Source organism: Dyella sp. AD56 (assembly GCF_002878475.1).
Lineage (GTDB): Bacteria > Pseudomonadota > Gammaproteobacteria > Xanthomonadales > Rhodanobacteraceae > Dyella.
Map to the genome: position 1 here is coordinate 15,345 of NZ_NRDP01000020.1, position 23,274 is coordinate 38,618.

14 protein-coding genes are annotated in these 23,274 nt (G+C 61.7%); 13 read left to right on the forward strand and 1 reads right to left on the reverse strand.

Features of this window, described 5'->3' with window-relative positions:
- Positions 1-9: 9 nt before the first annotated feature.
- From DyAD56_RS13360 to DyAD56_RS13410, 11 genes are all read left to right on the forward strand, one after another.
- Entirely contained in the window at positions 10-1,323 is a 1,314-nt protein-coding gene (locus DyAD56_RS13360) for a FliI/YscN family ATPase (protein WP_233202415.1), read from the forward strand.
- Positions 1,320-1,769, forward strand: a complete 450-nt coding sequence (locus DyAD56_RS13365) for a hypothetical protein (RefSeq protein ID WP_102303268.1) — start codon at positions 1,320-1,322, stop codon at positions 1,767-1,769. Before DyAD56_RS13360 ends, DyAD56_RS13365 begins: the two co-directional genes overlap by 4 nt.
- Complete coding sequence (locus tag DyAD56_RS13370; RefSeq protein WP_102303269.1) at positions 1,769-2,575, forward strand: hypothetical protein; 807 nt, start codon at positions 1,769-1,771, stop codon at positions 2,573-2,575. The genes DyAD56_RS13365 and DyAD56_RS13370 overlap by 1 nt, the downstream gene beginning before the upstream one ends.
- Before the next feature lies 1 nt (position 2,576).
- Positions 2,577-2,996 carry a flagellar hook capping FlgD N-terminal domain-containing protein gene (locus DyAD56_RS13375; protein ID WP_102303270.1) on the forward strand — a complete coding sequence of 140 codons (420 nt, stop codon included), beginning with the start codon at positions 2,577-2,579 and terminating at the stop codon, positions 2,994-2,996.
- Between the two features lie 10 nt (positions 2,997-3,006).
- Entirely contained in the window at positions 3,007-4,167 is a 1,161-nt protein-coding gene (locus DyAD56_RS13380; protein WP_233202416.1) for a flagellar hook-basal body complex protein, read from the forward strand.
- Entirely contained in the window at positions 4,164-4,916 is a 753-nt protein-coding gene (locus tag DyAD56_RS13385; protein ID WP_146010507.1) for a FliM/FliN family flagellar motor switch protein, read from the forward strand. Before DyAD56_RS13380 ends, DyAD56_RS13385 begins: the two co-directional genes overlap by 4 nt.
- A 15-nt stretch (positions 4,917-4,931) precedes the next feature.
- Positions 4,932-5,234 carry a FliM/FliN family flagellar motor switch protein gene (locus tag DyAD56_RS13390; protein WP_102303272.1) on the forward strand — a complete coding sequence of 101 codons (303 nt, stop codon included), beginning with the start codon at positions 4,932-4,934 and terminating at the stop codon, positions 5,232-5,234.
- 1 nt (position 5,235) lies between these two features.
- Entirely contained in the window at positions 5,236-5,637 is a 402-nt protein-coding gene (locus tag DyAD56_RS13395; RefSeq protein ID WP_102303273.1) for a hypothetical protein, read from the forward strand.
- On the forward strand, positions 5,634-6,371 hold the full coding sequence (gene fliP, locus DyAD56_RS13400; protein ID WP_233202417.1) for a flagellar type III secretion system pore protein FliP: 738 nt from the start codon (positions 5,634-5,636) through the stop codon (positions 6,369-6,371). The genes DyAD56_RS13395 and fliP overlap by 4 nt, the downstream gene beginning before the upstream one ends.
- 67 nt (positions 6,372-6,438) lie before the next feature.
- Positions 6,439-7,086, forward strand: a complete 648-nt coding sequence (locus tag DyAD56_RS13405) for a sigma-70 family RNA polymerase sigma factor (RefSeq protein WP_158241340.1) — start codon at positions 6,439-6,441, stop codon at positions 7,084-7,086.
- Between the two features lie 631 nt (positions 7,087-7,717).
- On the forward strand, positions 7,718-11,119 hold the full coding sequence (locus DyAD56_RS13410) for an ATP-binding protein (protein WP_158241341.1): 3,402 nt from the start codon (positions 7,718-7,720) through the stop codon (positions 11,117-11,119).
- Between the two features lie 45 nt (positions 11,120-11,164).
- Here DyAD56_RS13410 and DyAD56_RS23610 read toward each other — a convergent pair whose 3' ends face one another.
- Positions 11,165-12,076, reverse strand: a complete 912-nt coding sequence (locus DyAD56_RS23610) for a LysR family transcriptional regulator (RefSeq protein ID WP_158241342.1) — start codon at positions 12,074-12,076, stop codon at positions 11,165-11,167.
- A gap of 187 nt (positions 12,077-12,263) precedes the next feature.
- On the opposite strand from DyAD56_RS23610, the gene DyAD56_RS13420 reads away from it, so the two are divergent.
- Both DyAD56_RS13420 and DyAD56_RS13425 read left to right on the forward strand, forming a co-directional pair.
- Positions 12,264-13,040 (forward strand): response regulator, encoded by a 777-nt coding sequence (locus DyAD56_RS13420; RefSeq protein ID WP_102303344.1) that lies wholly within the window; start codon positions 12,264-12,266, stop codon positions 13,038-13,040.
- 581 nt (positions 13,041-13,621) lie between these two features.
- Positions 13,622-23,254, forward strand: coding sequence for a YDG domain-containing protein (locus DyAD56_RS13425; RefSeq protein ID WP_102303345.1), 9,633 nt, complete (start codon positions 13,622-13,624; stop codon positions 23,252-23,254).
- Positions 23,255-23,274: the final 20 nt, after the last annotated feature.

Here is a 23,274-nt window from a genome sequence, read left to right on the forward strand (position 1 = left end):
GGTGCCGCGGTGGCGAAACTCGAACGTATCCTTGCCAGTGCTACCTGGGTGCGTCGCGTTGGACGCTTGGTGGCGTTCAATGGCCTGGTGATCGAAGCCGAGGGTCCGGATGCGGTGATCGGCGAGTTGTGCCATGTCTTCGGCGATGCCAATGAAGCGCCGGTGCTTGCCGAAGTGGTGGGCTTTCGCGAAGGCCGCGTACTGTTAATGCCGTTCGGTCACCTTCGTGGCAAGCCGGTGGGAGCTGTCGTGGAGGCGCTCGGTCGTCGACTGCGTGTCCCTGTGGGGCGCGACATGATCGGCAGAGTGTTGGACGCCTTCGGCAATCCGCTCGATGATAAGCCACCGTTCCGCGCCGAGACGGACCGGGACCTGTATGGAAGTGCCATCAATCCCTTGGCGCGTGCGCCACTGAGCGAGGGCCTCGAAACTGGCGTTCGTGCCATCGACACCTTGGTGCCCTTGGCCAAGGGGCAGCGCGTTGGCATCTTCGCGGGCAGTGGCGTGGGAAAGAGCACCTTGCTTGGCATGCTCGCCGGTCATGTCCGTGCAGACGTCATCGTTGTTGGGTTGATCGGGGAGCGTGGTCGCGAAGTCGCGGACTTTCTCCACGATGCGTTGAGCAAGGAGGGGCGGGCACGCTCCGTATTGATCGTGGCGACCGCTGACCAGCCAGCGCTGCAGCGTACTCATGCCGTCCATGCTGCCCATGCCGTGGCCGAGTATTTCCGGGATCTCGGCAAGGACGTCCTGCTGGTGATCGATTCCATCACGCGATTCGCCATGGCTCAGCGCGAAGTGGGGCTGGCCACGGGCGAGCCGCCGACATCTCGCGGCTACCCGCCGTCGGTGTTCAATCTGTTGCCACAGATCCTGGAGCGTGGAGGGAGCCTGAAGGGCTCCGGGACGATCACCGCCATCTACAGTGTGCTGGTGGAAGGCGACGACATGAACGAGCCCGTCGCTGATCACATGCGCGCGATTCTCGATGGCCATATCGCGCTCTCGCGTGATCTGGCATCGCGTGGGCAGCTTCCAGCGATCGATCTTCTCTCCAGCATCAGCCGCCTGCAGTCCAAGGTATGTCAGGCCGATGAGCTTGAGTTGATGCAACGCGTTCGTTCCATGATCGCGGTTCATGAAGCCTCGCGTGACCTGGTGGACATGGGGGCATATCAAGCGGGCGCGAACCCGTCGCTGGACGAGGCCCTGCGCCGCCATCCGGATATGGTCGAGTTCATTCGCCAGATGCCCGGTGAACGGACCACGAAGGAGCGCAGCATGCATATGCTTCGCGAGCTGATGACAAAGGGCGCGGAATGAACGCACGTAAGGTTCGTTCCTACGAGGTCATGCGTCGCCTGGCTCACGTGCGCGAATCACAGGCATCGCTTGAACTGGCGGCGGCTATACGCGTCGAGGATGCGGCGGCAAAGGATGCAGCCGAAGCCGAGGCGCTTCGTGTTGCCGCAGCGGATGCGCGCTATCGCTGCCTTCATGTGCCCGGTGGCATGCCTATGGGCGAATACGCTTTGCTGACGACCCTGTGTGATTCGCTGCATGAGCGCGAAGCTGCAGCCAATGGCGCGTTGCAGGAGGCGGCGGAGCGCCGTCTGGCGAAAGCCGAGCACGCTGCGATGGCGGGTCGGTTCGTCGATCGCGTTGAGGATGAGTTGACCGTAAGCCGGCAGGCCTTCGCGTCGGTGCGTGAGGGGCGGTCGCTCGCGGATTCGCTCGACCTTTGGGTCAACGCCAGGGAGGGCGACTGATGGATCTTCTGCCGGTGCTCGGTGCCGCGGGTAGTTCGAACTTCAATAGCGCGCAGGGATCGTCTGCGGATTTCGCCGATGTGTTGAAGAAAGAGCCTGAACAAAAGCCGTCATCCAGAACACAGGATGAGTCGGCGGTGGCCATCGCGCGGCGTGAAGAGGCAGAGGGCGAGGCTTCGCGGCAAGGTCTGGCATCGCCAGACGAATCGAGCGAGGTACGCGCGGCGCTCGCTGTTTCATCCAGTGTGTTGTCGGCATCGGATATCGCGACGGTGGAGCAGGTGTTGTCAATGCGGGTGTTTGGGTTGCACTTGACGGCATCGGGTTATCTGTCTGAGTACGCCTTGTCGACATCGCAAACCACGCCATCGGATGAGCGCGAAACGGTCGTCAATGACGCGGCGACGAGCCAGGCCGAAATTGCAATAAACGACCCCGAGGAAATGGCGGGACGCCCGCTTGCATCGGTATCCGATGTCGATGAGCGCGGCCTTTTTGTCGGCCTCGAATCACCCGTGGAGTCATTGCTTGGCACGCCAGACGATGACGCGATGGCCATGCAAGCCATGATGGGCGCAGCAGCATGGACCGAAACCCGCTGGCAGGAGCGCTCTGTTCGCCTGTTCCAAAGGGCGGGCGGGAAGCACGTGGCGTGGTTGCGCGATTACACGCTTTCAGAAGACGAAGCCCGGTACTTGTCCGTTGAGCTCGTTCGGCATTGGCTCAGCCAGGGTATTTCCCTGCAAAGCATCGTTTGGAACGGCCGAGAACTCTGGTCATCCAACAACCTCAATCAAGGAGAGTGACATGTCCGTCGAAGCCATCGGCAGTTCGTTGAGTACGGCCGATCCGTCCGCTTTGTCGAGCTCAGGCATCAACGAGCAGGATTTCATCAAGCTGTTCGTCAGCGAGCTGCAGTTCCAGGATCCCATGCAGCCGCTGGACAACAGCCAGTTCCTCACGCAGCTCGCCCAGTTCGTGAGCATCGAACAGCAGAGCGAGGAGGTCAGCGGTATCAACAACCTTCTGACGCTGGACTCATCCGACCAGTCATTAGGCTTGCTGTCGCATACCGTGCAGGTGGCGAATGCCGATGGCTCGACCACTACGGGCAAGGTGACTGGCATTCAATACACCAGCAATGGCGTGCAGATGACTATCTCCACAGGCACGAGCAACGTGGTGACCAATGTCGGCCTGTCCCAGATTCAGCTCGTCACTCCCTGAGGACTGACCCATGCCAAGCATCATGCAGGCTCTGTACAACAGTGTTTCCGGGCTTTTCAGCTTCTCCCAAACGCTGAATACGATCAGTAATAACGTGAGCAATATGAATACGCCCGGCTTTCGCGGGAGTGATTCGTTTCTGGAGAACGTGCTGGACGACGATGGCTCCAAGGTGGCGGGCTCCGGCCTGAATCTGAGCGAAGGTCAGATCGAGCAGACCAGCACAGCCACCGATGTCGCCATTGATGGCAAGGGCTTCTTCATTCTGCAAGACCCACAGGGCGTCACCTATTACACGCGCTCTGGCCAATTCCAGTTCAATGACAAGGGTCAGTTGGTTGATTCGGTCAATCAGTACGTGGTTCAGGGCTACGCTACGAACGGCAGCTATGGCCCCATCGATATCTCTTCATTGCAGAAGCTCCCGGCACAGGCGACAACCTCGATATCCATGGCGGGAAATATCGTGCCGAGCACCCCGGATACCGTGAACAACGTGACCGTTTACGACGCGCAGGGCAATTCGCATGTGCTCAGCGTCAGCCTAACCAACAGTACAACGACGACAGGCAGCTGGGCCGTCAATATCACCGACAGTAGCGGCAAGTCGTTAGGCAGTGGGGAAATCCGCTTCAGTACGGATGGAACACTGCAGGCCGGTTACACCACGGTAACCGCCACCGGCAACTGGGGGCCCAATCCTCAGGCACTGACTTTCAACTTCGGCACGGCAGGAGGCCTGTCAGGTACTACGACCTTCTCTGGTGGAACAGCAACGCTGGCTGCGCAGGTGAAGGACGGCCATGGCGTGGTGGGTCTTAGTTCCGAGAGTTTTGACTCCACCGGGACGTTGCAGCTCAGTTATGCGGATGGCGAAACCAAGCAAGGCCCGCAGCTCGCGCTAGCGACATTCCAGGACGAATCGAGCCTGACGATGATTCAGGGCAATTTGTACCTGCAGCCACAGACGCAGACGGCTCAGATTGGCAAGCCGAGCTCCACTGTTTTCGGAAAGATCGATGGCAGCAGCCTGGAGATGTCGAATGTGGACCTTACCCAGGAGCTGGCTGACATGATCGTCATTCAGCGCGGTTATCAGGCGAGCTCCCGTGTCATGACCGTGTCCAGCGACATGCTCCAGCAGCTCTACGATTCCACGCGAGGTGGATGATGACCGATGCCTTGCGTTTTGGTTGGCTGGGCGAATCGCGGCGCATACCACTGCACGCACTGCTGGCTCGGGAAGTCTCCGAATGGTCCAGGGACTGGTGGCTGGAGCATTCCTCCGCCGCGATCGATGTGTACCCGCTCGATGAATGGCTGCCTGTCGATAGCGTGGTTTCCACTTGGCGGATGGGCGAGGGCTGGTTCAAGCTTCACGCGCATCAAGGTGAGGCCGCATTGGGGGCCTATCTTGCGGCCACCGGCAGCACCGATGCCTCCGCTCTCGCTGAGCGAATAGGCGCGCGCGCATTGGCTGACCTGATCGCAAGGGTGGCTAAGCGTGCGACTGTGCGCGCCCATGCAGCCGCGGCGAATGCCGCTCCGGCAGCGGCCTGTCATCGACCGGAACTCGGAGCCTACATGGCCACACTTTCGCTGGGCAGTCACACTCTTGCCATGGCCATGGACCGCACGGTGGTGGACCTGCTGGTTCCTCCTAAAAAGCACGAGAAGACGACGCTTGTTGGGCGTGCGCAGGCGGTTGGCGGAGCGAGCGTTGCTTTGGAGGTTTGCATCGCGCTCGGCACCTCTTCGCTCTCGCAACTGGACAACCTGCAGGTCGGTGAGGTGCTTGTCGGAGATGCCCTGTTGACTGCGCCTGTTGAGCTGCGCGCGGCTGGATCAGGTGCGGTGGCTCTCGCAAAACTCGGTGTCGGTCAGTCGTCCCGCATTGTCACGCTTACTCATTCCATCTGAACTCGGAACACCCCTATGAACGAAGATACTGTTGCCGCCGAGGCCATCGCCACGAAAACTCAGGCGCCCGAAGTTCATCCGCTTATCAAGCGCAATCTCTCGCTGCTTGGCCACGTTAATGTCGCGCTGGATGTGGTGGTCGGGCAGGCGAACGTCTCGGTGGACCGACTGTTCTCCCTGACGAAGGGCGATGTGGTAACGCTCGATGCGGACATGGATGCGCCGGTTGCGATTCGCCTGGATGGAAAAATTGTCGCGATGGGCTACCTGGTTGCCGTGGGCGACCAGTTTGGCGTCAAGATCTCGGAGATCCTCTGACATGCTCGGATGCGGAAGCATCGCGCTGGCGATCTTCCAGGCGGCGCCAGCATCAGGCGGAATTCCGTTTCGCACGGAATCCGCCGTTTCGATGGATCGTCTGGTGCTCGCCATGGTGGTGCTTGTGCTGGTCTTGGTCTGTCTGGTGGCCGCACTTTACCTTGCTCGCAAGAAGGGCTGGTTGAACCGCATAGCGCCGCATGCCACAACGGGGCAAGGGCAGGGTGGTCGGCCGGAGTTGTCTCTGCGGACATCCCGGCGCATCTCGGCCTTTACATCCGTTCACGTGCTTGCACACGGTGATCGCGAATTCGTGGTCGTGGAGTCGGTTCGCGGTGCCACGGCGCAGCTTCATATGTTGCCGGTGTCATCCGCCGGCGAAGCGCAGGAGCGTTCGCCGTGAAGAGTCGCGCCTGGGCTCTATTGATTTGTGGCTTCGCTTGCCTGTTCGCCACCGGCATGCTTCACAGCGAGCCGCTGCCGGGATTCTTCAGTCGCCTGGCCAGCGATGACTACTCGCCCGTACTTCGCTCTTTCATCATGCTGTCGGCGCTGGCGTTTCTCCCGCTGATGGTCATTGCGCTGACAAGCTTTACGCGAATCATCGTGGTGCTGTCCCTGCTCAGAAACGCGCTTGGACTGCAGCAGACGCCACCCAATAGCGTGCTGCTCACGCTGGCGATCTTCCTGACGTTGTTCTCGATGAATCCCGTCTTCGAGGCGGTCAGGCAATCCGCGGTTGAGCCTTACAGCAGACACGAAATTTCCGCTGACGTGGCTATCGCCAAAGGGTTCGAGCCGTTCAAGCATTTCATGGTGCGTCAGACCCGCGAGGAGGATCTGCGTGCCGTGGTGCAGATGGCCAAAGTGCCGATGCCCAAGTCAATCGACGAGGTTGGGGCCCTCCAGCTTATTCCCGCTTTCATGCTGAGCGAATTGCGTACGGCCTTTCAGATCGGCTTCGTCATCTTCCTCCCGTTCTTGTTGATCGATCTGGTCGTTGCGGCGATCTTGATGGCGCTTGGCATGATCATGCTTCCACCCACCACGATAAGCCTGCCTCTTAAGATCCTGCTTTTCCTTCTGGTCAATGGCTGGGCACTTCTTGCCCAGGCGCTGCTTAGTAGCTACCACTGACCGGCATCGGGCATTGGACGCACACGAGCACCAGCTTTGGGAGCGCTGGAGGGGTGGCCAGGACCACATGGCCAGAAGCGAGCTGGTGGCCAGACACTCGGACTGGGCGCGCCAGATCGCCCGGTCCATCTATCGTCGCGTTTACGGTCTCTCCGGCATGTGGGAGGACTGCGCGCAGAACGCACTGGTGGGCTTGCTGGAGTCCATCGACCGGTTCGACCCCGCGCGGGGCATCGATTTCGAGCTCTACGCGCGTTATCGCGTGCGCGGTTGTGTTTTCAACGGGTTGAGGCTGTTGCGGCAAGGCCCGGAACGAATTGTCGGAAGAGAGGCGCGGAACGAGGTCGTCCGGGAGCGGGTGGAGTCGATTCAGGACGATGTGCCGGTTGACCCTCTGGAGGCTTTCGTTGCGACGGCTGTCGGGCTTGGATTGGGCGTTTTACTTGAAGCCCAGTCGCTACCCTTGGCATCCCTTCAACCGGATGCCTATGCGGTGACTGAGGAGCGGCAGCGAGACGCGTTGCTGGCTGATTGCGTTGCTGCGCTTCCAGAACGAGAGCGCCTGATACTCGTTTTGCACTACTACCATCACCTGCCATTTATCCAACTGGCTGAGCGCATGGAGGTCACCAAAGGCCGTGTGTCCCAGTTGCACAAACAGGCGATTGGGCGGCTAAGGCGCATGTTGCAAGACCACTGGACGGAATCAGTCTGATTTGCGACAGCTGAGCGGCTGGCGGAGTCCGGAACGGTGGTTGCCGACGAAGTTGATCAATCGAACCCACGGGTCGTGATCAGCGTGCCAGGGTTTTGATCAGCGTTGGCCCATATGCCGGAATCGGCCAGGGGCGGTCATATGTTTGTGCTGGAAGCACGCCCATGCCTCGAAGCACCGCAATTCGCCGCTTCCGCGTTGGGGTTTGGGCTCTGCTCGCCGCCATGGCGATCATCGCCGCACTTTGGTTGTTGGCGCCAATGGTTTGGGCGGCTGCCATGGCTGAACGTCATCGGGCGATATGTCCGTACTATGGACTCCCCTTGCAAGGCCCCCGTGCTCTAGCGCCCGTGTGCATTCGACATGGACGCTAGAGCTAAGCGATGCTTGGCGAAGGGGTGGAGTCCATATACGGATCCAGCTAGGGAGACATCTCCTGGGGCGAGCAGGTTTTTAACTACTGTGAATCTCGGGGCATTCAAGGCGGAGCCTGTCGGCAGGAATGTGCAGCGTTGTCACGAATAGATCTGAACGACAGTTCGTCAGGCACCTCCGGCCTGGGCGAGGGCGAAGCTTCGCGCTGTTGTTCTTCCTGGCGTGGAGCTTACTAAGCGCGCACGCGACCCTTGCCGTGCAATTGCCTGTTGCCATGCTAGGTCGGGACGTCGGCCTGGATAAGCAGGAAGTACGAACCCTCTATCAGGATCATGCCGGATTCGTTTGGGTTGGCACGAGCACGGGCCTGTATGTGTTCGATGGCTCAAGCTTTCTGCAAATGGGGAATGCACAGGGATTTCAGTCCGCCGAGGTCATCGGCATGGCTGAAGACAGCTCTGGCGATTTCTGGGTCGCGACGCTTGCGGGTATGCAGGTGCGCCAGCAGGGGCGGTTCACCGCATTCAATCCTGGGGGCATGCCCTTAGTGGCCGATCGCGGTCAGACGTTTGTCGTGCAGTCCGACGACAGGCTGTTGGTGGTCAGTGAGCACCAGTTGCTGGTTGTGACTCGGGAGAGCCGCGAAGGCTGGCGGGTGCGGCCCATGTTTTCTCGAAAGCAGCGCCAGGAAGATCCGACGCTGAATCGCGTTAGCACGGTAACGGTGCAGGGAGATGCCATCTGGTTTGGCTGTGGCGACGGATTGTGTCGCCTTAACCAGGGGTTGGTAAGCCATTTTGGAGCTGGCGAGGGTGTGCGCCCGAGTCATTGGCAGGGCCTCTTATCGGCACGTGATGGCAGTTTGTGGGCGCTAGGTCAGACCACGGTGCTTCGCCGGGCATCGGGGGCGAATGCCTTTATCCAGCAAGACATTCCCGCAGGGCAGTCATGGCTGGACGGAGCCAGCGGTTTGCTGGCGGAAGATGCGCGAGGGAGCTTGGTCATCGGCACCAAGACAGGTCTTTTGCGCCTGGATGGCAACGGCTGGAGAGTTTTCGGCAATGCCTTTGGGCTCATGCCGGTGCCCATCCAACCAGTATCCACGCTGCTCACCGACCGCGATGGCAGCCTGTGGATAGGAAACGACGGCTGGGGTGTCGTGCACTGGAGTGCAAGCCGCTTCGTCGAGAACTGGAGTTCCTGGCAAGGATGGGATGGGCCGGAGCCGGCGGCGCTGAGTCGTGTGGACGCGCTTATCCTCTGGACTCCCGACGATGGCGAGCTTCCATCGGGTCCGGGTGACCAGCGCAGTCGCCGATGGCCTTTGACCTCGCTGCCCCCGGGGCAGGCGCATATGGAGCGAACCGCGAAGGATGGCTCTGTGTGGACGTTTCACTTCGATGGCCGGATCACGCGACGCCGGCCCGGTGAAACCCGAACGTCGCCGGTGGTCAGCCTGAAAAGCTATATCCGAGGGGTCAAGACGAGTCGCTCGGGCGACTTCTGGATCTATACACAGGGCGGCATCGATGTTCTGAATCCAGAGACGGCAGCGGTGACGCACGACGAAGGCTTGCTGCCTGGCACGAGCTGTTTCGGCGTGGCGGAAGACCATGCCGGTTACATGTGGGCGGCTTGCAATACGGGGATCTATCGCCATGACGGCGTGTGGAATCACGTCGTCGTGCAACCCGTGAACAATGCCGACGGCTACGAGAGCATCACCATTACACCAGACGGCAGGTTGTGGGTCGGAACATCACACGCCGAGCTACTCGTGGGCGAAGCAACTGCCTCCGACGATCTAGTCATGCAGCCGGTGGGCAGAGATGCGTTGCGCGACGTGTCGAGGCTGGATTTTCTCGAAACTGACGCACGAGGATGGCTCTGGGTGGGGAGCCCCATGGGCCTGGATATCTTCGATGGCACCCGCTGGTCGCGCTTGGCCTCACGGGATGGTTTGCTTTTGGATGAGTCGGGTGTGATGGCTTTCCATGCCGAAACCGACGGTTCGGTCTGGATCAATTCCAAGGCCGGTCTATCGCATCTGATCGATCCCGCTCGGTTGCTCGCACCGCCGGCCTGGCACGCTAAGGTCATTGCGGCGGACTATGGCGAGGGCGATCTCTTCTCTACGCCGTCGGCGCGATTCGAGGAAGGCAAGACCCTCTCGTTGCGCGTAGCTGTACTCGGCAACAGCGCAGGGAATCCGGTTCGTTATCGTTACCGTCTGGAGGGCGTGGACAAGGATTGGCGGGAAACCAACGACAGCACCGTCAGTTACCTGCTGCCTAGTTCCGGTACGTTTCGTTTCGAGGTGCAGGCCATCGATTTGAATCGAGGGCGCATATCTGCCCCCGAGGCCTGGGCGTTTGTGTTGACGGCGCCCTGGTGGCAGTCCCCATGGGCAGCGCTGCTGGTACTTCCCATCGTGTTTGCAGGCATCGTTCTGATGTGGCGTTGGCGAAGCAGTGCCCTGATTGCCAGGACCCGGCAACTTGAGCAGATCGTGGAGCGCCGCACGGCTCAGCTCCGGGCCGCGCTTCATGCACGCAATGATCTGCTGGCGAGGATCAGCCACGACCTGCGGTCGCCGCTCTCCAACATCATCGAATGCGTCAACCGGTGGCGTGCCGGTGACGCCAAACGCGACTACCCCCGCATCATCGAACAAAGCGTATGGCAGCAAATCGCTTTGATCGATGATTTGCTGGAATTTGCGCAGGACGAGCATGCAGGTGCCGAGCTGGAGGAGACGGGAGGGTATTTGCATGCCTTCCTGACGGAGGTTGCGGCGCAGGCATGGTTGATGGCCGAACGAGGATCGAATCGGTTCGTCTATCGCTTTGATGAGCGCCTTCCCATCCTGATCAAGGCCGATTTTCGACGGTTGAGGCAGGTGCTCACGAACCTGCTGGGCAATGCGGCCAAGTTCACTCACGAAGGGCTTGTCGAATTCGATGTCAGCGTGGATGCGCACGAAGAGGAGCGCGTGCGCGTGCGCTTCACGGTCAGGGATAACGGCATCGGTCTTGCGTCTGAAGAGATCGACTCCCTGATGAAACCGTTTGTGCGCGGCGCAAATGTCGAGCATCGGGAGGGCAGCGGACTCGGTCTGTCGATCGTCGCGCAGTGGCTGGATCGCATGCGCTCCAGGCTCGATGTGCGTCAATTGGCGACCGGCGGCAGCGAGTTCATCTTTGTGGTGGCATTCGACCTGGCGGACGAGTCGGAAGCGACCTCCAATCTGCTGGATGACGACCCCATGGACGAGAGCCTCGATGGCCGCGGCCGGGTCATCGTCGTCGTGGATGACCAGCAGCAGAATCGCGACATGATCTGCGATCTGCTCGATAGCTATGGTTTTGCGAGCTTTCCGGCTGGCGATGGCAACGAAGCCCTGGCGATCATCGAGGAGCACCCGCCGGCCATGGTGATCACCGATCAGTACATGGATGGCATGAATGGATGGATGCTGCTGGACGCACTGCGAAGGACGCAGCCGGATTTGCCCGTGGTGCTCTGTTCCGCCGCGCCGCCTCGTCGTCCTGCCGGCTGCGAGCCAGACCTGGATTTCGACGCCGTACTCATCAAGCCCATCAGCGTTCGCCTGTTGTTGCAGGTGGTCGTGAGCCGGCTTGATGCGCTGCCTTCGTGATGCCCGCTCACATCGAAGATAGCGTGCGCCGTATCCTCTAAGGCGTCAGGCCATGATCGCGGCTGGCTCAACGCCCGCGATGGATGCCTTTTCAAGGTGCTTGCGGATAAACCGGATCATGTCGTGCGTGGCATGGCCTGCGGCTTCGCGCTGTCGCGTCAGTGCATATAAGGGCCGAATTGGCATGGCGTCGGTCGGGCAGGCGACCTGAAGTTGCCCTTGTCGAATATCGTCATGGCACAGATAGAGCGGCAGACAGGCAAAGCCCAGCCCGGCGCGTGCGGCGGCCATGAGCGAGCTCACCTGGTTGCTGGCAAAGCGTGGCGATGATCGGCGGCCGTGGGATACCGACAACTTTGCGGGCTCCCAACCAACCAACTCGATAAGCTGTTGATCGGGTATCGAGCCAGGGCTATCGGGTCGGCCTGCTTGCGCTAGCAGGCGAGGGCTGGCCACCACGACCTGCCGTAGAGCGCCCAGCGGGTGCGCCACGATATCGGCGCTGTCCGGAAGATCGGTGCCTGCGTGGAGCGCCACGTCGGTGTGGTGGTTGAGCAACGCGTGCCAACCGTTTCCACTCATCATCACGTTCAGGCGCGTATCGGGATGTTGGGTATTGAACGCGTCAAGCATGCCGCTCACCAGGCCAAGCAGCGCGTCGCTGGCATGGATGCGGACATGTCCGCCCAGTGTGCCTTTGGCTGCTGCCGCCACAGCCTGGGCAGCGTCACGAAGATGCAGGGCGTGACGGTAGACCTGTTCGCCCATGGGCGTCATGGAGAAGCGTCGGGCATCCCGATGCAGCAGGCGCGCACCCAGGCGTTTTTCAAGCTCGATGACGCGTCTGCTCAGGCGCGACTTGGTGGTTCCGGACTGGCGCGCGGCCGCCGAGAAACCGCCTGCTTCGACGACTACCGTGTACAGGTAAAGATCCAGCAGATTGTCTGCTTCGTTCATTGCTGCGTCCTTCGCGGCGCGATCATGGCGCCGGAAATGCACCCCTTGGGCTAGGGTAGTCGCGCTGGGTGGGACGATCTTTTGCCGGAAGGTACGGCACCTTTGCCGGAGCGCCCGGAAGCGTCTATAACGTGCAGCGGGTCGTCCGTTGCCGGCGACGGGGCGGTTGTTCAAGGGGAATCGTGCGTTGGCGCAGAACCAGCCGTTTGTACTGATCATCGACGATCACCCGGAAGGTATCCGCGCGGTGACGGAGTTGCTGCGCGCGGAGTCGATACGCGTCAATCTCGCCACGGATCCCCAGCAAGGCTATCAACGCGCGCAGGCGCTGCGGCCTGACCTCATCCTGCTGGACGTGCGCATGCCAGGCCAGGACGGCTTCGCGGTTTGCCGCATGCTGAAGGCGAACCCCCGCACGCAGGACATACCCGTCATTTTCCTCAGCTCGGCCAATGCCGACGGGGAGCGTTTGGAAGGATTGGTCAACGGCGGCGTGGATTACATTCTCAAGCCGTGCCTGCCCATGGAAGTGCTGGCGCGAATACGCATCCACCTGAAGCTGAGTTCCCGTGCCGCCAGTGCCGAAACGCCGACGGAGCCGGATGCCCTGTTATCACCGGACGAGGTGACGCTGCGGGCGGCCATGCGCTTCATCCATGCCAATCTCGCCGGGTTGCCTTCGCTGGCGGAGATCGCTGGCAAGGCGGGGACGCACGGCAAGCGGCTATCGGTGATTTTTCGCGAGCAGCTTGGGGTGACGGTGTTTCACTGGATCAGGGAAGAGCGGCTGCGTCGCGGCCGCGAGCTGCTTGCCGACTCGCGCATGAGCATGCAGGACATCGCCGAACAGGTCGGCTTTCGAAGTGCCTGCAACTTCACCACCGCGTTCCGTGAGCGCACAGGCGTGACGCCCACGATGTTCCGGTCGAGTGCACAGGCTGGCAGCGGCAGCGAAGAGGATTGATCGCACTCGCGCGATAGAAAAGGCGTTCCCTCCGGCAAAGCATCGCGCACTGTCGCGCGCATGTCGCCAGCGATAAGGGCGGGGCGTTTCGCATCGTCATGACACTCGCGCCATTTGCCGACTCGCTTTGGATAAAGGCCCAGTCGTCGCGTCAGGCGTGACGTAGAGTCCTGCCCTTGGATCTTTTGTGTGACCTGAGTCTCACTTACCATGCTTGCCGTCGACCGATACGTCTGATTGCCACCCTCGGCTCGATCTGCTGTCACGCGGAAGGATTTGCTGGCGATTGATGGCACCCCATAGCGGTGCGCATCGACGATTGGAAACGGATTCACAGGGGCCTTAGACCCACCACCGAGAAACAGGGGAACACGGCAAACGACGACGTCGGTTGCCTTCGACATCGCATAGCGTATGCGGCAACGCCTTTCCGCTTTCAGTGGAATCGGGGCGACGGGCGTTGCACGTTTTTTCGCAGCAGAAGTTCTCCTTGACGACTGTTTCCTGACCATCTGCGATGGCCGGGCAGTGGCTCTGTGTGTCCGTATTTTTCTTTGTTGAAGAACAGGACGCGCTTCGCCATGAACCATATCTATCGACTCTGTTGGAATCGCGCACTGCGCGCATGGGTTCCGGCCTCCGAGCTGGCGAAGGGCAAGGCCGTCGGCGTCACGCGCCGCGGCGCGGCGGCACGCACGCCCCTCATGCTTTCGCTGCTGTCGGTATCGCTGGGAATGACCGGTCTTGCCTGGGCAGGTGTCGCGCCCGCGGGCGGGCAGGTCGTGGCGGGCTCGGGGCAGATCCAGCAGTCCGGCAACGTCACCACCATTCAGCAGAACAGCCAGACACTGTCGCTCAACTGGCAGAGTTTTGATGTGGGCGCAGGACAGACGGTGAATTTCCAGCAGCCCGGCACCAGCTCCATTGCGGTCAACCGGATTCTTGGCAACACCGCCAGCGACATCGAAGGCCATCTCAATGCCAACGGGCAGGTGTGGCTGATCAATCCCAACGGCGTGCTGTTCGGCAAGGGCGCTCAGGTGAATGTCGGTGGCATCGTGGCCTCCACGCTAGATCTGGACGACAGCACGCTGGGCACGGACAACGTGCGTTTCGCTGGCAACGGTCGCGGCAAGGTGGTGAACCAGGGAAGTATCTCTGCAGCGCCGGGCGGTTACGTGGCGCTGCTGGGCAATCAGGTCTCGAACCAGGGCGTTATCCGTGCGCAGTTGGGCACCGTGGCCCTGGGCGGCGGCACCGCCATGACGCTGACCTTCAAGGACAGCCACCTGATGCATCTGGTGGTGAACGAGAACACGGTCCGCAGCCTGGTCGAAAACCGTCAGTTGATCGTCGCCGACGGCGGCAGTGTGCTGATGACGGCGGGCGCGCGTGCGTCACTGATCGACAGCGTGGTCAACAACACGGGCACGGTGCAGGCGCACAGCGTGGCCGAACACGATGGCACCATCACACTGCTCGGCGGCATGGAGGCCGGCACTGTGCAGGTGGGCGGCACTCTGGACGCCAGTGCTCCGCAAGGCGGCAATGGCGGCACCATCGAAACCTCCGCGGCGCATTTTGTTCTGGCGGGCGACGCGCATATCACGGCAGCCTCGGCTTACGGCAAAGGAGGCACGTGGTTGGTCGATCCGGTCGACCTGACCATCGACGGCGCGGCTGCCACCACCATCTCCAATACGTTGAACGGCGGAACCAGCGTTACCGAGCAGACCACGTCGACCGGTTCATCGGGCCTGGGCAATGCCGTTGCAGGCAACGGCGACATCAACGTCAATGCGGCGATCAACTGGAATTCCGCCGCCACGCTCACGCTGGATGCCTATCGCAACATCAACGTCAACGCAGCCATCACCGGTTCGAATGGCGGCGTGGCACTCAACACGGGTTACGGCAACGGCGGCAACACCGGCAAGCTCACCATCGCCGGCACGGGCAGCGTGTCCGCGGGCAGCGGCGCCACGATCAACACGGGCGCCTTCGTCAACAACGGCTCGTCCTCGGCGCTGGGCGCCAAGTGGATGCTGTACACCGTCAATCCGGCGGCGAACACGTTGGGCGGCATCACCCCGAACTACATCCAATACAACGCCACGCAAGGCTCGACACTGGCCGCGAGCGGCAACGGGCTGCTCTACAGCGTGGCGCCGACGCTGACGATCGGCGGGCTGACCGGCACGGTCAGCAAGGTGTACGACAACACCGCAGCGGCCAGCTTCACGGGCGCCAACTTCAACGCCACCGGCCTGCTGGGCGGAGATGCGATCAGCTCGGCGACGGGCGGCAGCTATGCGTCGGTCAATGTCGGCAACGGCATCAACGTCACCTCGCCGGGAGTGATCGGCAGTTTTGTGATTGCCAACGGCGGTGTACCGGTGTACGGCTACGCGCTCGGCGGCTCGCCAATCTCGGCCGCCGTGGGTGCGATTACGCCGGCTCAGTTGACCGCGAAGATCATCGGCACGCCGACCAAGATCTACGACGGCACCACGACGGCCACGCTGGGCTCGTCCAATTACGAGATCGATGGCTTCGTGAGTGGGCAGGGTGCGACGGTATCGCAGCCAAGCTCGGTCGCCTATGCCGGTTCCAACGCGGGATCGCAGCAGGTGAACGCGACCTTCTCGGTCACCAACTTCAACGCCAGCAACGGCACCAGCCTTTCCAACTACATTCTGCCTACGGCGGCCACCGGGCTGGGCTACATCAACCAGGCGCCGTTGCTGATCAGTGGACTGCTGGCGAGCAACAAGGTGTACAGCGGCACTGCGGATGCATCACTGGTCACCAGTGGCGCCTCGCTCTACGGCATCATTCAGCCAGACGTGGGGCAGGTATCGCTCAACTATGGTCTGCTGACTGGCGCTTTCGCGCAGTCCAACGTGGGCAATGGGATCGCCGTTAGTGTCGGCACCGGTGCCGCTCAGCTGACGGGCAACAAAGCCGGCAACTACTACCTGGTCGCGCCTAGCGGACTCACCGCCAATATCACGCCCAAGGCGTTGACCATCAGTCAGGTCACGGCGTCGAACAAGATCTACGACGGCACAACCAACGCGACGCTCAATACGGGCTCAGGATCGTTGTTCGGTGTGGTGGGCACCGATAACGTCACGCTCAGCAGCGCTGGCGCCACAGGGAACTTCAGCCAGACGGACGTGGGCAACAACCTCGCGGTCAGCACCAGCGGCTTCGGCCTTGGCGGCACGGCCGCCGCCAACTACACGCTGATACAGCCGACGCTGTACGCCAACATCACGCCAGCGCTGCTGACCATCAGCATGACCGGGACGCCTGAGAAGACCTACGACGGCACTCAGGCCGTGACGCTGGGGCAGGGGAATTTCAATATCACCGGCTTCGTCGGTTCGCAGCACGCGACGGTGTTCCAAAGCTCGGCGTCCTACGCCACGCCCAACGCCGGCTCGAACATCGATGTGACGGCAACGCTGCAGCCATCGGATTTCACGCCGGCCGCCGGCACGTCGATGTCCAACTACACCTTTGCCAGCACCGTCGTCGGCTCCGGTTTGGGCAAGATCGATCCGTTGCAGCTTATCGGCCAGATCGTCGGCAACCCGACCAAGACCTACGACGGCAACACCAATGCATCGTTGAGCGCGTCCAACCTGCTGCTGCAGGGGCTGCTGCCCGGGCAGAGCATCACGGCCAGCTTCAGCGGCACCGAGTCGGGCACCTATGCGAATGCAAATGCAGGTGCCTGGAAGGTGACTGCCGGCAACCTGCCGGCGGGCGACTTCACCGCTGGCAACGGCACGTTGCTATCCAATTACATTCTTCCCGTCGCCTGGACCGGCTCGGGCACCATTGTCCCCGCGCCGCTTTCTGGGCAGGTGATCACGGCGGGCATCACCGGCGCGTCCAAGGTTTACGACGGCACCGTCTACATCACGTTGGGTGCATCCAACTTCCTCTTGAGCGGCTTCGTCGGCGGCGACAACGCCACAGTGAACAGTGGCGCCAGCATCCAGGGTACGTTTGGCCAGTCGGATGTGGGCACCAACATTCCGCTGTCTGCCACGCTCCATATGAGCGACCTGTCCGGACAGGGCAGCACGAACCTCAACAACTACACGTTGGCTGCACCGTCCCTCGGGGTGGGCAATATCACGCCCGCCCCACTGATCGTCAGCATCATCGGCAACCCCACCAAGGTCTACAACGGCAGTATCGATGCGGCGCTGACCTCGTCCAATTTCAGTGTCACTGGCTGGGCGACGGCAACCGGCGAAGGTGGCTCGATCAATCCCACGGCGACAGCACAGTACGACTCGATCAATGCTGGTGCGCGCACTGTCACGGCGGTACTGGCGCCGGGCAACTATGTGACGAACGCCAATACCAAGCTCAGCAACTACACGCTGGTCTACTCGGCCAGTGGCGCCGGCACCATCACCCAGGCGCCGCTGTATATCACTGGCGTATACGCGACCGGCAAGATCTACGACACCACCACCAAGGACACGCTCAATACCGCTGCGGCGGGCTTGGCGGGACTGGTCAGTGCGGACGTGGGTAACGTGTCGCTGGATGTGAGCGGTGCATCGGCCAACTTTGCGCAGAAGAACGTCGGCACGAGCCTGGCGGTGACCGCCAGCGGCTTCGCCCTCACCGGCGGTCAGGCATCGAACTATCTGTTGCAACCGCTTACGGGTCTGTTCGCCGATATCAACAAAGCCACCCTGACATTGTCGGGTGTGGCCGCCAACAACAAGACCTACAACGGCAACAACGCCGCGACACTCACCGTCAGTGGATCGGCGGCACTCAACGGCGTGCTCGGCAGCGACACCGTTGGATTCGACACCAGCGGGCAGGGCGCCACGTTCGTTACCGCCAATGCTGGCACCAACCTGGCCGTGACCACGAGCGGCTTCACGCTGACCGGTACGGACGCAGGCAATTACCAGTTGAACCAACCGGCCGGATTGACGGCGACGATCAATCCCGCACCGCTGACGGCCATCATCACTGGCAGCCCGACCAAGGTGTACGACGGCACGAACTCGGCCACGTTGACCGCTGGCGACTATCAGCTTCAGGGCTTCGTGGGCACCGATGGTGCAAGCGTTCCGCAGTCGGCGACGGCGAGCTACGTGACCAAGAACGCGGGTACCGGGCTGGGCGTGGAGTCCACCTTGGTGACGTCGGATTTCGTCGCCAATGGCGGCACCAACCTGGCCAACTACATTCTTCCGACGACGGGTTTTGGAACGAATGGCGTCATCACGCCGCTGGTGCTCAACCTGACGGCTACGCGCATCTATGACGGCACATCCAACGCCAATGCATCGCTGTTCGGTCCGCTGCAGGGCGTCAATGGCGAAACGCTGGGGTTGAACGGCAGCGGCACCTTGTCCAGCAAGAACGTCGGCAGCAAGTGGAGCTTCAACAGCCTGGGCTCGCTGCAGCTTGCCGATGGTTCGAACGGCGGACTCGCCAGCAACTACACGCTGGTCGGCGGTACCGACTGGGTGACGATTACGCCGCGCCCGCTGACGGCCACCTTCGACGCGAGCAACAAGGTCTATGACGGCAATACCACCGACACGCTGAGCAATGCCGCGCTCGTGGCCGACAACGGCTCGACCAGCAGCGGCCTGGTCGCCGGGGACAGCGTCAACCTGACCAATCCGACGGCCGGCAATTTCAACAATAAGAACGCGGGCAACGGCAAGACGGTCACGGGTGCCATGGGTATTACCGGCACCGATGCGGGCAACTACATCTTCACCAATGGCACGGCCACCGCCAACATCACGCCCCTTGCCATCACCGTGTCGGCGACCGGCAAGAACAAGGTCTACGACGGCAACACTAATGATCCTGGCCTGACGCTGGCCGGTGCCGGCGTGCTCACCGGCGACACGATCAACTTCACCAGCAATTCGGTGGCGTTCAGCGATGCGAATGTCGCCAACGGCAAGACCATCACCGTCAACAGCATTACGGCCGGCGGTGCCGATGCGAACAACTACACGTTCAATACCAGTACCACCACGACGGCCAACATCACGCCTTACCTGATCAATCTGACCGGTTCGCGCCTGTACGACGGCACCGTGGGCGCCGGCTACGCTCTGTTCAGTAGCAACGGCGTGCTGTCGACGGGCGTCAACGGCGAAACACTGACGCTGTCGGGTATTGGTTCCGCGGCGGACAAGAACGTTGGCAACGGCAAGGGTGTTGCCTTCGGAACGCTGGCTTTGTCCAACGGCTCGAGCGGCGACCTCGCCAGTAACTATCAGTTGAACAGTGCCAAGCTCACCATTACGCCGCGTCCATTGACGGCCACGTTTGACGCAAGCAACAAGGTCTACGACGGCAACACGGGCGACGCGCTCAGCAACGCCGCTCTGGTGGACGCCAATAGTTCGCTGACCAGTGGCCTGGTCGCGGGTGACGACGTCAGCCTGACCAATCCGGCGGCGGGCAACTTCGCCGACAAAAACGTTGGCACCGGCAAGACCGTGACGGGTGCCATGGGCGTGTCCGGTGCGGACGCCGGCAACTACGTTTTCACCAACGGCACATCCACCGCGGATATCACCAAGCGCGACCTGACGGTGGGCGCCGTCGGCAGCAACAAGGTCTACGACGGCAATACCTCTGCATCCGTGACCCTGGGCAGCGATGGCGTGGCGGGCGACAACCTGACCTACGCCGATACCTCCGCGAGCTACGGCGGCAAGGACGTGGGCTCGTACACCATCAATGTCCAGGGCATTTCGGTGGGTGGTACCGATGCCAGCAACTACAACCTCATCAACACCACGGCAACAGCCAGCGGCAACATCACCCCGGTGGTGCTGAACCTGAGTGGTTCGCGCGTCTATGACACCACCAATCAGGCAAGCGTCGGCACCTTCAATGGCGCCGGCACCCTGGCAGGCGTCAACGGCGAAACGGTGACGCTCAACGGTCCTTACACGCTCACCAGTTCGAATGCAGGCACGTACAACCATGCCTGGCAGGCCGGCGACGGCCTCGGCCTTGGCAATGGCGGCAACGGTGGCATCGCCAGCAACTACGTCATCGGCAATGTTTCGTATACGGTGACGCCGTACGTGCTTGACCTCAACAGCACACGCGTCTACGACGGCACGGTGAATGCTGATGCCTCGTTGTTCGGCACCGGTGGTGTGCTTGCCGGCCTGAACGGCCAGACGGTGAGCCTGGGTGGCAACGGTCACGTAGGCGACAAGAACGTGGGCAGCAACAAGGCATTCGCTGATCTGGGCTCGCTGGCGTTGTCCGACGGCAGCAATGGCGGCCTCGGCAGCAACTACACGCTGGTCGGTGGCACCGACACGCTCACCATCACGCCCAAGACCATCAGCGTGACCGCCACGGCGAACAACAAGGTGTACGACACCACGGATGTGGCAGCGGTGGCGTCTCTCACGGGCAACGGAACGATCGCGGGCGACACACTGACCTACGGTTCGGGTGCAGCAACCTTCGCCGATGCCAATGCAGCGAACGGCAAGACGGTAACGGTCAATGGCCTGACGCTGGGCGGCACGGACGCGGGCAACTATCAGCTCAGCAGTACGACCACTACGACCACTGCCAACATCACGCCGTATGTGCTGAACCTCAATGGCACGCGCGTGTACGACGGCACGGTGAATGGCGATGCCTCGCTATTCGGTACCAGCGGCGTGCTTACCGGCTTGAACGGCCAGACGGTGAGCCTGGGTGGCACCGGTCATGTGGGCGACAAGAACGTGGGCAACAACAAGGCGTTCGCTGATCTAGGCTCGTTGACGCTGTCCGATGGCAGCAATGGCGGCCTCGGCAGCAACTACACGCTGGTCGGCGGCACCGACACGCTCACCATCACGCCCAAGACCATCAACGTAACCGCCACGGCGAACAACAAGGTGTACGACACCTCGGATGCGGCGACGATAGACACGCTGACGGGTAACGGCATCATCGCCGGTGACGCGCTGAGCTACGGTTCGGGCGCGGCAACCTTCGCCGATGCTAACGCGGCGAACGGCAAGACGGTGACGGTCAATGGGCTGACACTGGGCGGCACGGATGCGGGCAACTACACGCTTGCCAACACGACGACCACGACCACCGCCAACATCACGCCGTACGTGCTTAACCTCAACGGTACGCGCGTCTACGACGGCACGGTGGATGCCGATGCCTCGCTGTTTGGTGCCGCTGGCGTGCTTGCTGGCCTGAACGGCCAGACGGTGAGCCTGGGTGGCACAGGTCATGTAGGCGACAAGAACGTGGGCAACAACAAGGCGTTCGCCGACCTGGGTTCGCTGGCATTGTCCAACGGCAGCAATGGCGGCTTGGGCAGCAACTACACGCTGGTCGGCGGTACCGATACGCTCACCATCACGCCCAAGACCATCAGCGTAACCGCCACGGCGAATAACAAGGTGTATGACACCTCGGATGCGGCAACGGTGGCGTCTCTCACGAGCAACGGAACGATTGCGGGCGACACACTGACCTACGGTTCGGGTGCAGCAACTTTCGCCGATGCCAATGCAGCGAACGGCAAGACGGTAACGGTCAATGGCCTGACGCTGGGCGGTGCAGACGCGGGCAACTATCAGCTCAGCGGCACGACGGCCACGACCACCGCCAACATCACACCGTACGTGTTGAACCTCAATGGCACGCGTGTGTACGACGGCACAGTGAACGCCAACGCCAGCCTGTTCGGTGCCAATGGCGTGTTAGCCGGATTGAACGGCCAAACGGTGAATCTGGGTGGTACCGGCCACGTAGGCGACAAGAACGTAGGCAACAACAAGGCGTTCGCCAACCTCGGATCGCTGGCGCTGTCGAATGGCAGCAATGGCGGCCTCGGTAGTAACTACACGCTGGTCGGCGGCACCGACACGCTCACCATCACGCCCAAGGCACTGGGCGCGACGGCGACCGCGAATGATCGCGTGTACGACGGCACCGTGATCGCCGGCCTCACCGGTGCGAGCCTGGTGGGCTTGGTGGGCGGCGATCAGGTCGCGCTGAACAATGCGAGCCAGGGTACGTTCGCCGACAAGAACGTGGGCAACAGCAAGGCGGTGACCACGAACATGACCATCGGCGGCGCCGATGCAGGTAACTACGACTTCACCACGGCCACTGGCATCACCGCCAACGTGACACCCAAGTTGATCGACGTGACCGCGACCGCGGCGAACAAGGTGTACGACACCACGGCTGGCGCCACCGTGACCACACTCAGTGGCAATGGACTGATTGCCGGTGATGCGGTGAACTTCGGTTTTGGCTCGGCAAATTTCTCCGACGCCAACGCCGCTAATGGCAAAACAGTGACGGTCGATGGCCTTACCAAAGCCGGCGCTGACGCCGGCAACTACACGCTTGCCAACACGACGACCACGACCACGGCCGACATCACACCTTATGTGCTTAGCCTCAATGGCACGCGTGTGTACGACGGCTCGGTGAACGCCGGTGCGGACTTGTTCGGTGCGAATGGCGTGCTGACGGGCCTGAACGGCCAGACGGTGAACCTGGGCGGCACGGGCCATGTGGGCGATAGGAACGTGGGCAACAACAAGGCGTTCGCCGACCTAGGTTCGCTGGCGTTGTCCAACGGCAGCAATGGCGGCCTGGGCAGCAACTACACACTGGTCGGCGGTACCGACACGCTCACCATCACGCCCAAGACCGTTGTCGTGAATGCCACGGGCACGGACAAAATGTTCGACGGCAATACGTACGACACGGTAACGCTTGGCAGTCAGGACATCCTCACGGGTGATCAGGTACAGATCGGGAAGCTGGCGGCGAACTTCTTTGATCCCAGCGTCGCCAACGGCAAGACTGTTTCGGTGACCGGCCTGCAATTGAGCGGAGCGGATGCGGGCAACTACGTGCTGTCCAGCACCGCAACAACGACCCGGGCCAGCATCACTGGTGCGCGCCCATCGGCCTTCGGTATCGACGATGGCCTTCTGGCGCAGCTATCCAGCGCGGTCGGTCCGGCCGAACTCCCAACGCCTTATGGTCTGGCCGCTCAGGACACCGTGGGGCCCTATACGGGCAACAAGAAGAAGCTGCACCACCCGGTGGAGCGCAATGTATCGCGTGACGATTTCACTTCCGGACTGTCCCTGAGGGTGATTGATGGTGGCGTGCGCGTGCCAGTGCAGGCGCTGCCATGAAGGATGCAGGTGACCCTTCT

What these genes read in the sequence shown, in the direction of transcription:
- DyAD56_RS13365 (WP_102303268.1), top strand. Translation starts at nt 1,320, where the DNA reads ATGAACGCACGTAAGGTTCGTTCCTACGAGGTCATGCGTCGCCTGGCT.
- DyAD56_RS13370 (WP_102303269.1), top strand. Translation starts at nt 1,769, where the DNA reads ATGGATCTTCTGCCGGTGCTCGGTGCCGCGGGTAGTTCGAACTTCAAT.
- DyAD56_RS13375 (WP_102303270.1), top strand. Translation starts at nt 2,577, where the DNA reads ATGTCCGTCGAAGCCATCGGCAGTTCGTTGAGTACGGCCGATCCGTCC.
- DyAD56_RS13380 (WP_233202416.1), top strand. Translation starts at nt 3,007, where the DNA reads ATGCCAAGCATCATGCAGGCTCTGTACAACAGTGTTTCCGGGCTTTTC.
- DyAD56_RS13385 (WP_146010507.1), top strand. Translation starts at nt 4,164, where the DNA reads ATGATGACCGATGCCTTGCGTTTTGGTTGGCTGGGCGAATCGCGGCGC.
- DyAD56_RS13390 (WP_102303272.1), top strand. Translation starts at nt 4,932, where the DNA reads ATGAACGAAGATACTGTTGCCGCCGAGGCCATCGCCACGAAAACTCAG.
- DyAD56_RS13395 (WP_102303273.1), top strand. Translation starts at nt 5,236, where the DNA reads ATGCTCGGATGCGGAAGCATCGCGCTGGCGATCTTCCAGGCGGCGCCA.
- DyAD56_RS13405 (WP_158241340.1), top strand. Translation starts at nt 6,439, where the DNA reads ATGGCCAGAAGCGAGCTGGTGGCCAGACACTCGGACTGGGCGCGCCAG.
- DyAD56_RS23610 (WP_158241342.1), bottom strand. Translation starts at nt 12,076, where the DNA reads ATGAACGAAGCAGACAATCTGCTGGATCTTTACCTGTACACGGTAGTC.
- DyAD56_RS13425 (WP_102303345.1), top strand. Translation starts at nt 13,622, where the DNA reads ATGAACCATATCTATCGACTCTGTTGGAATCGCGCACTGCGCGCATGG.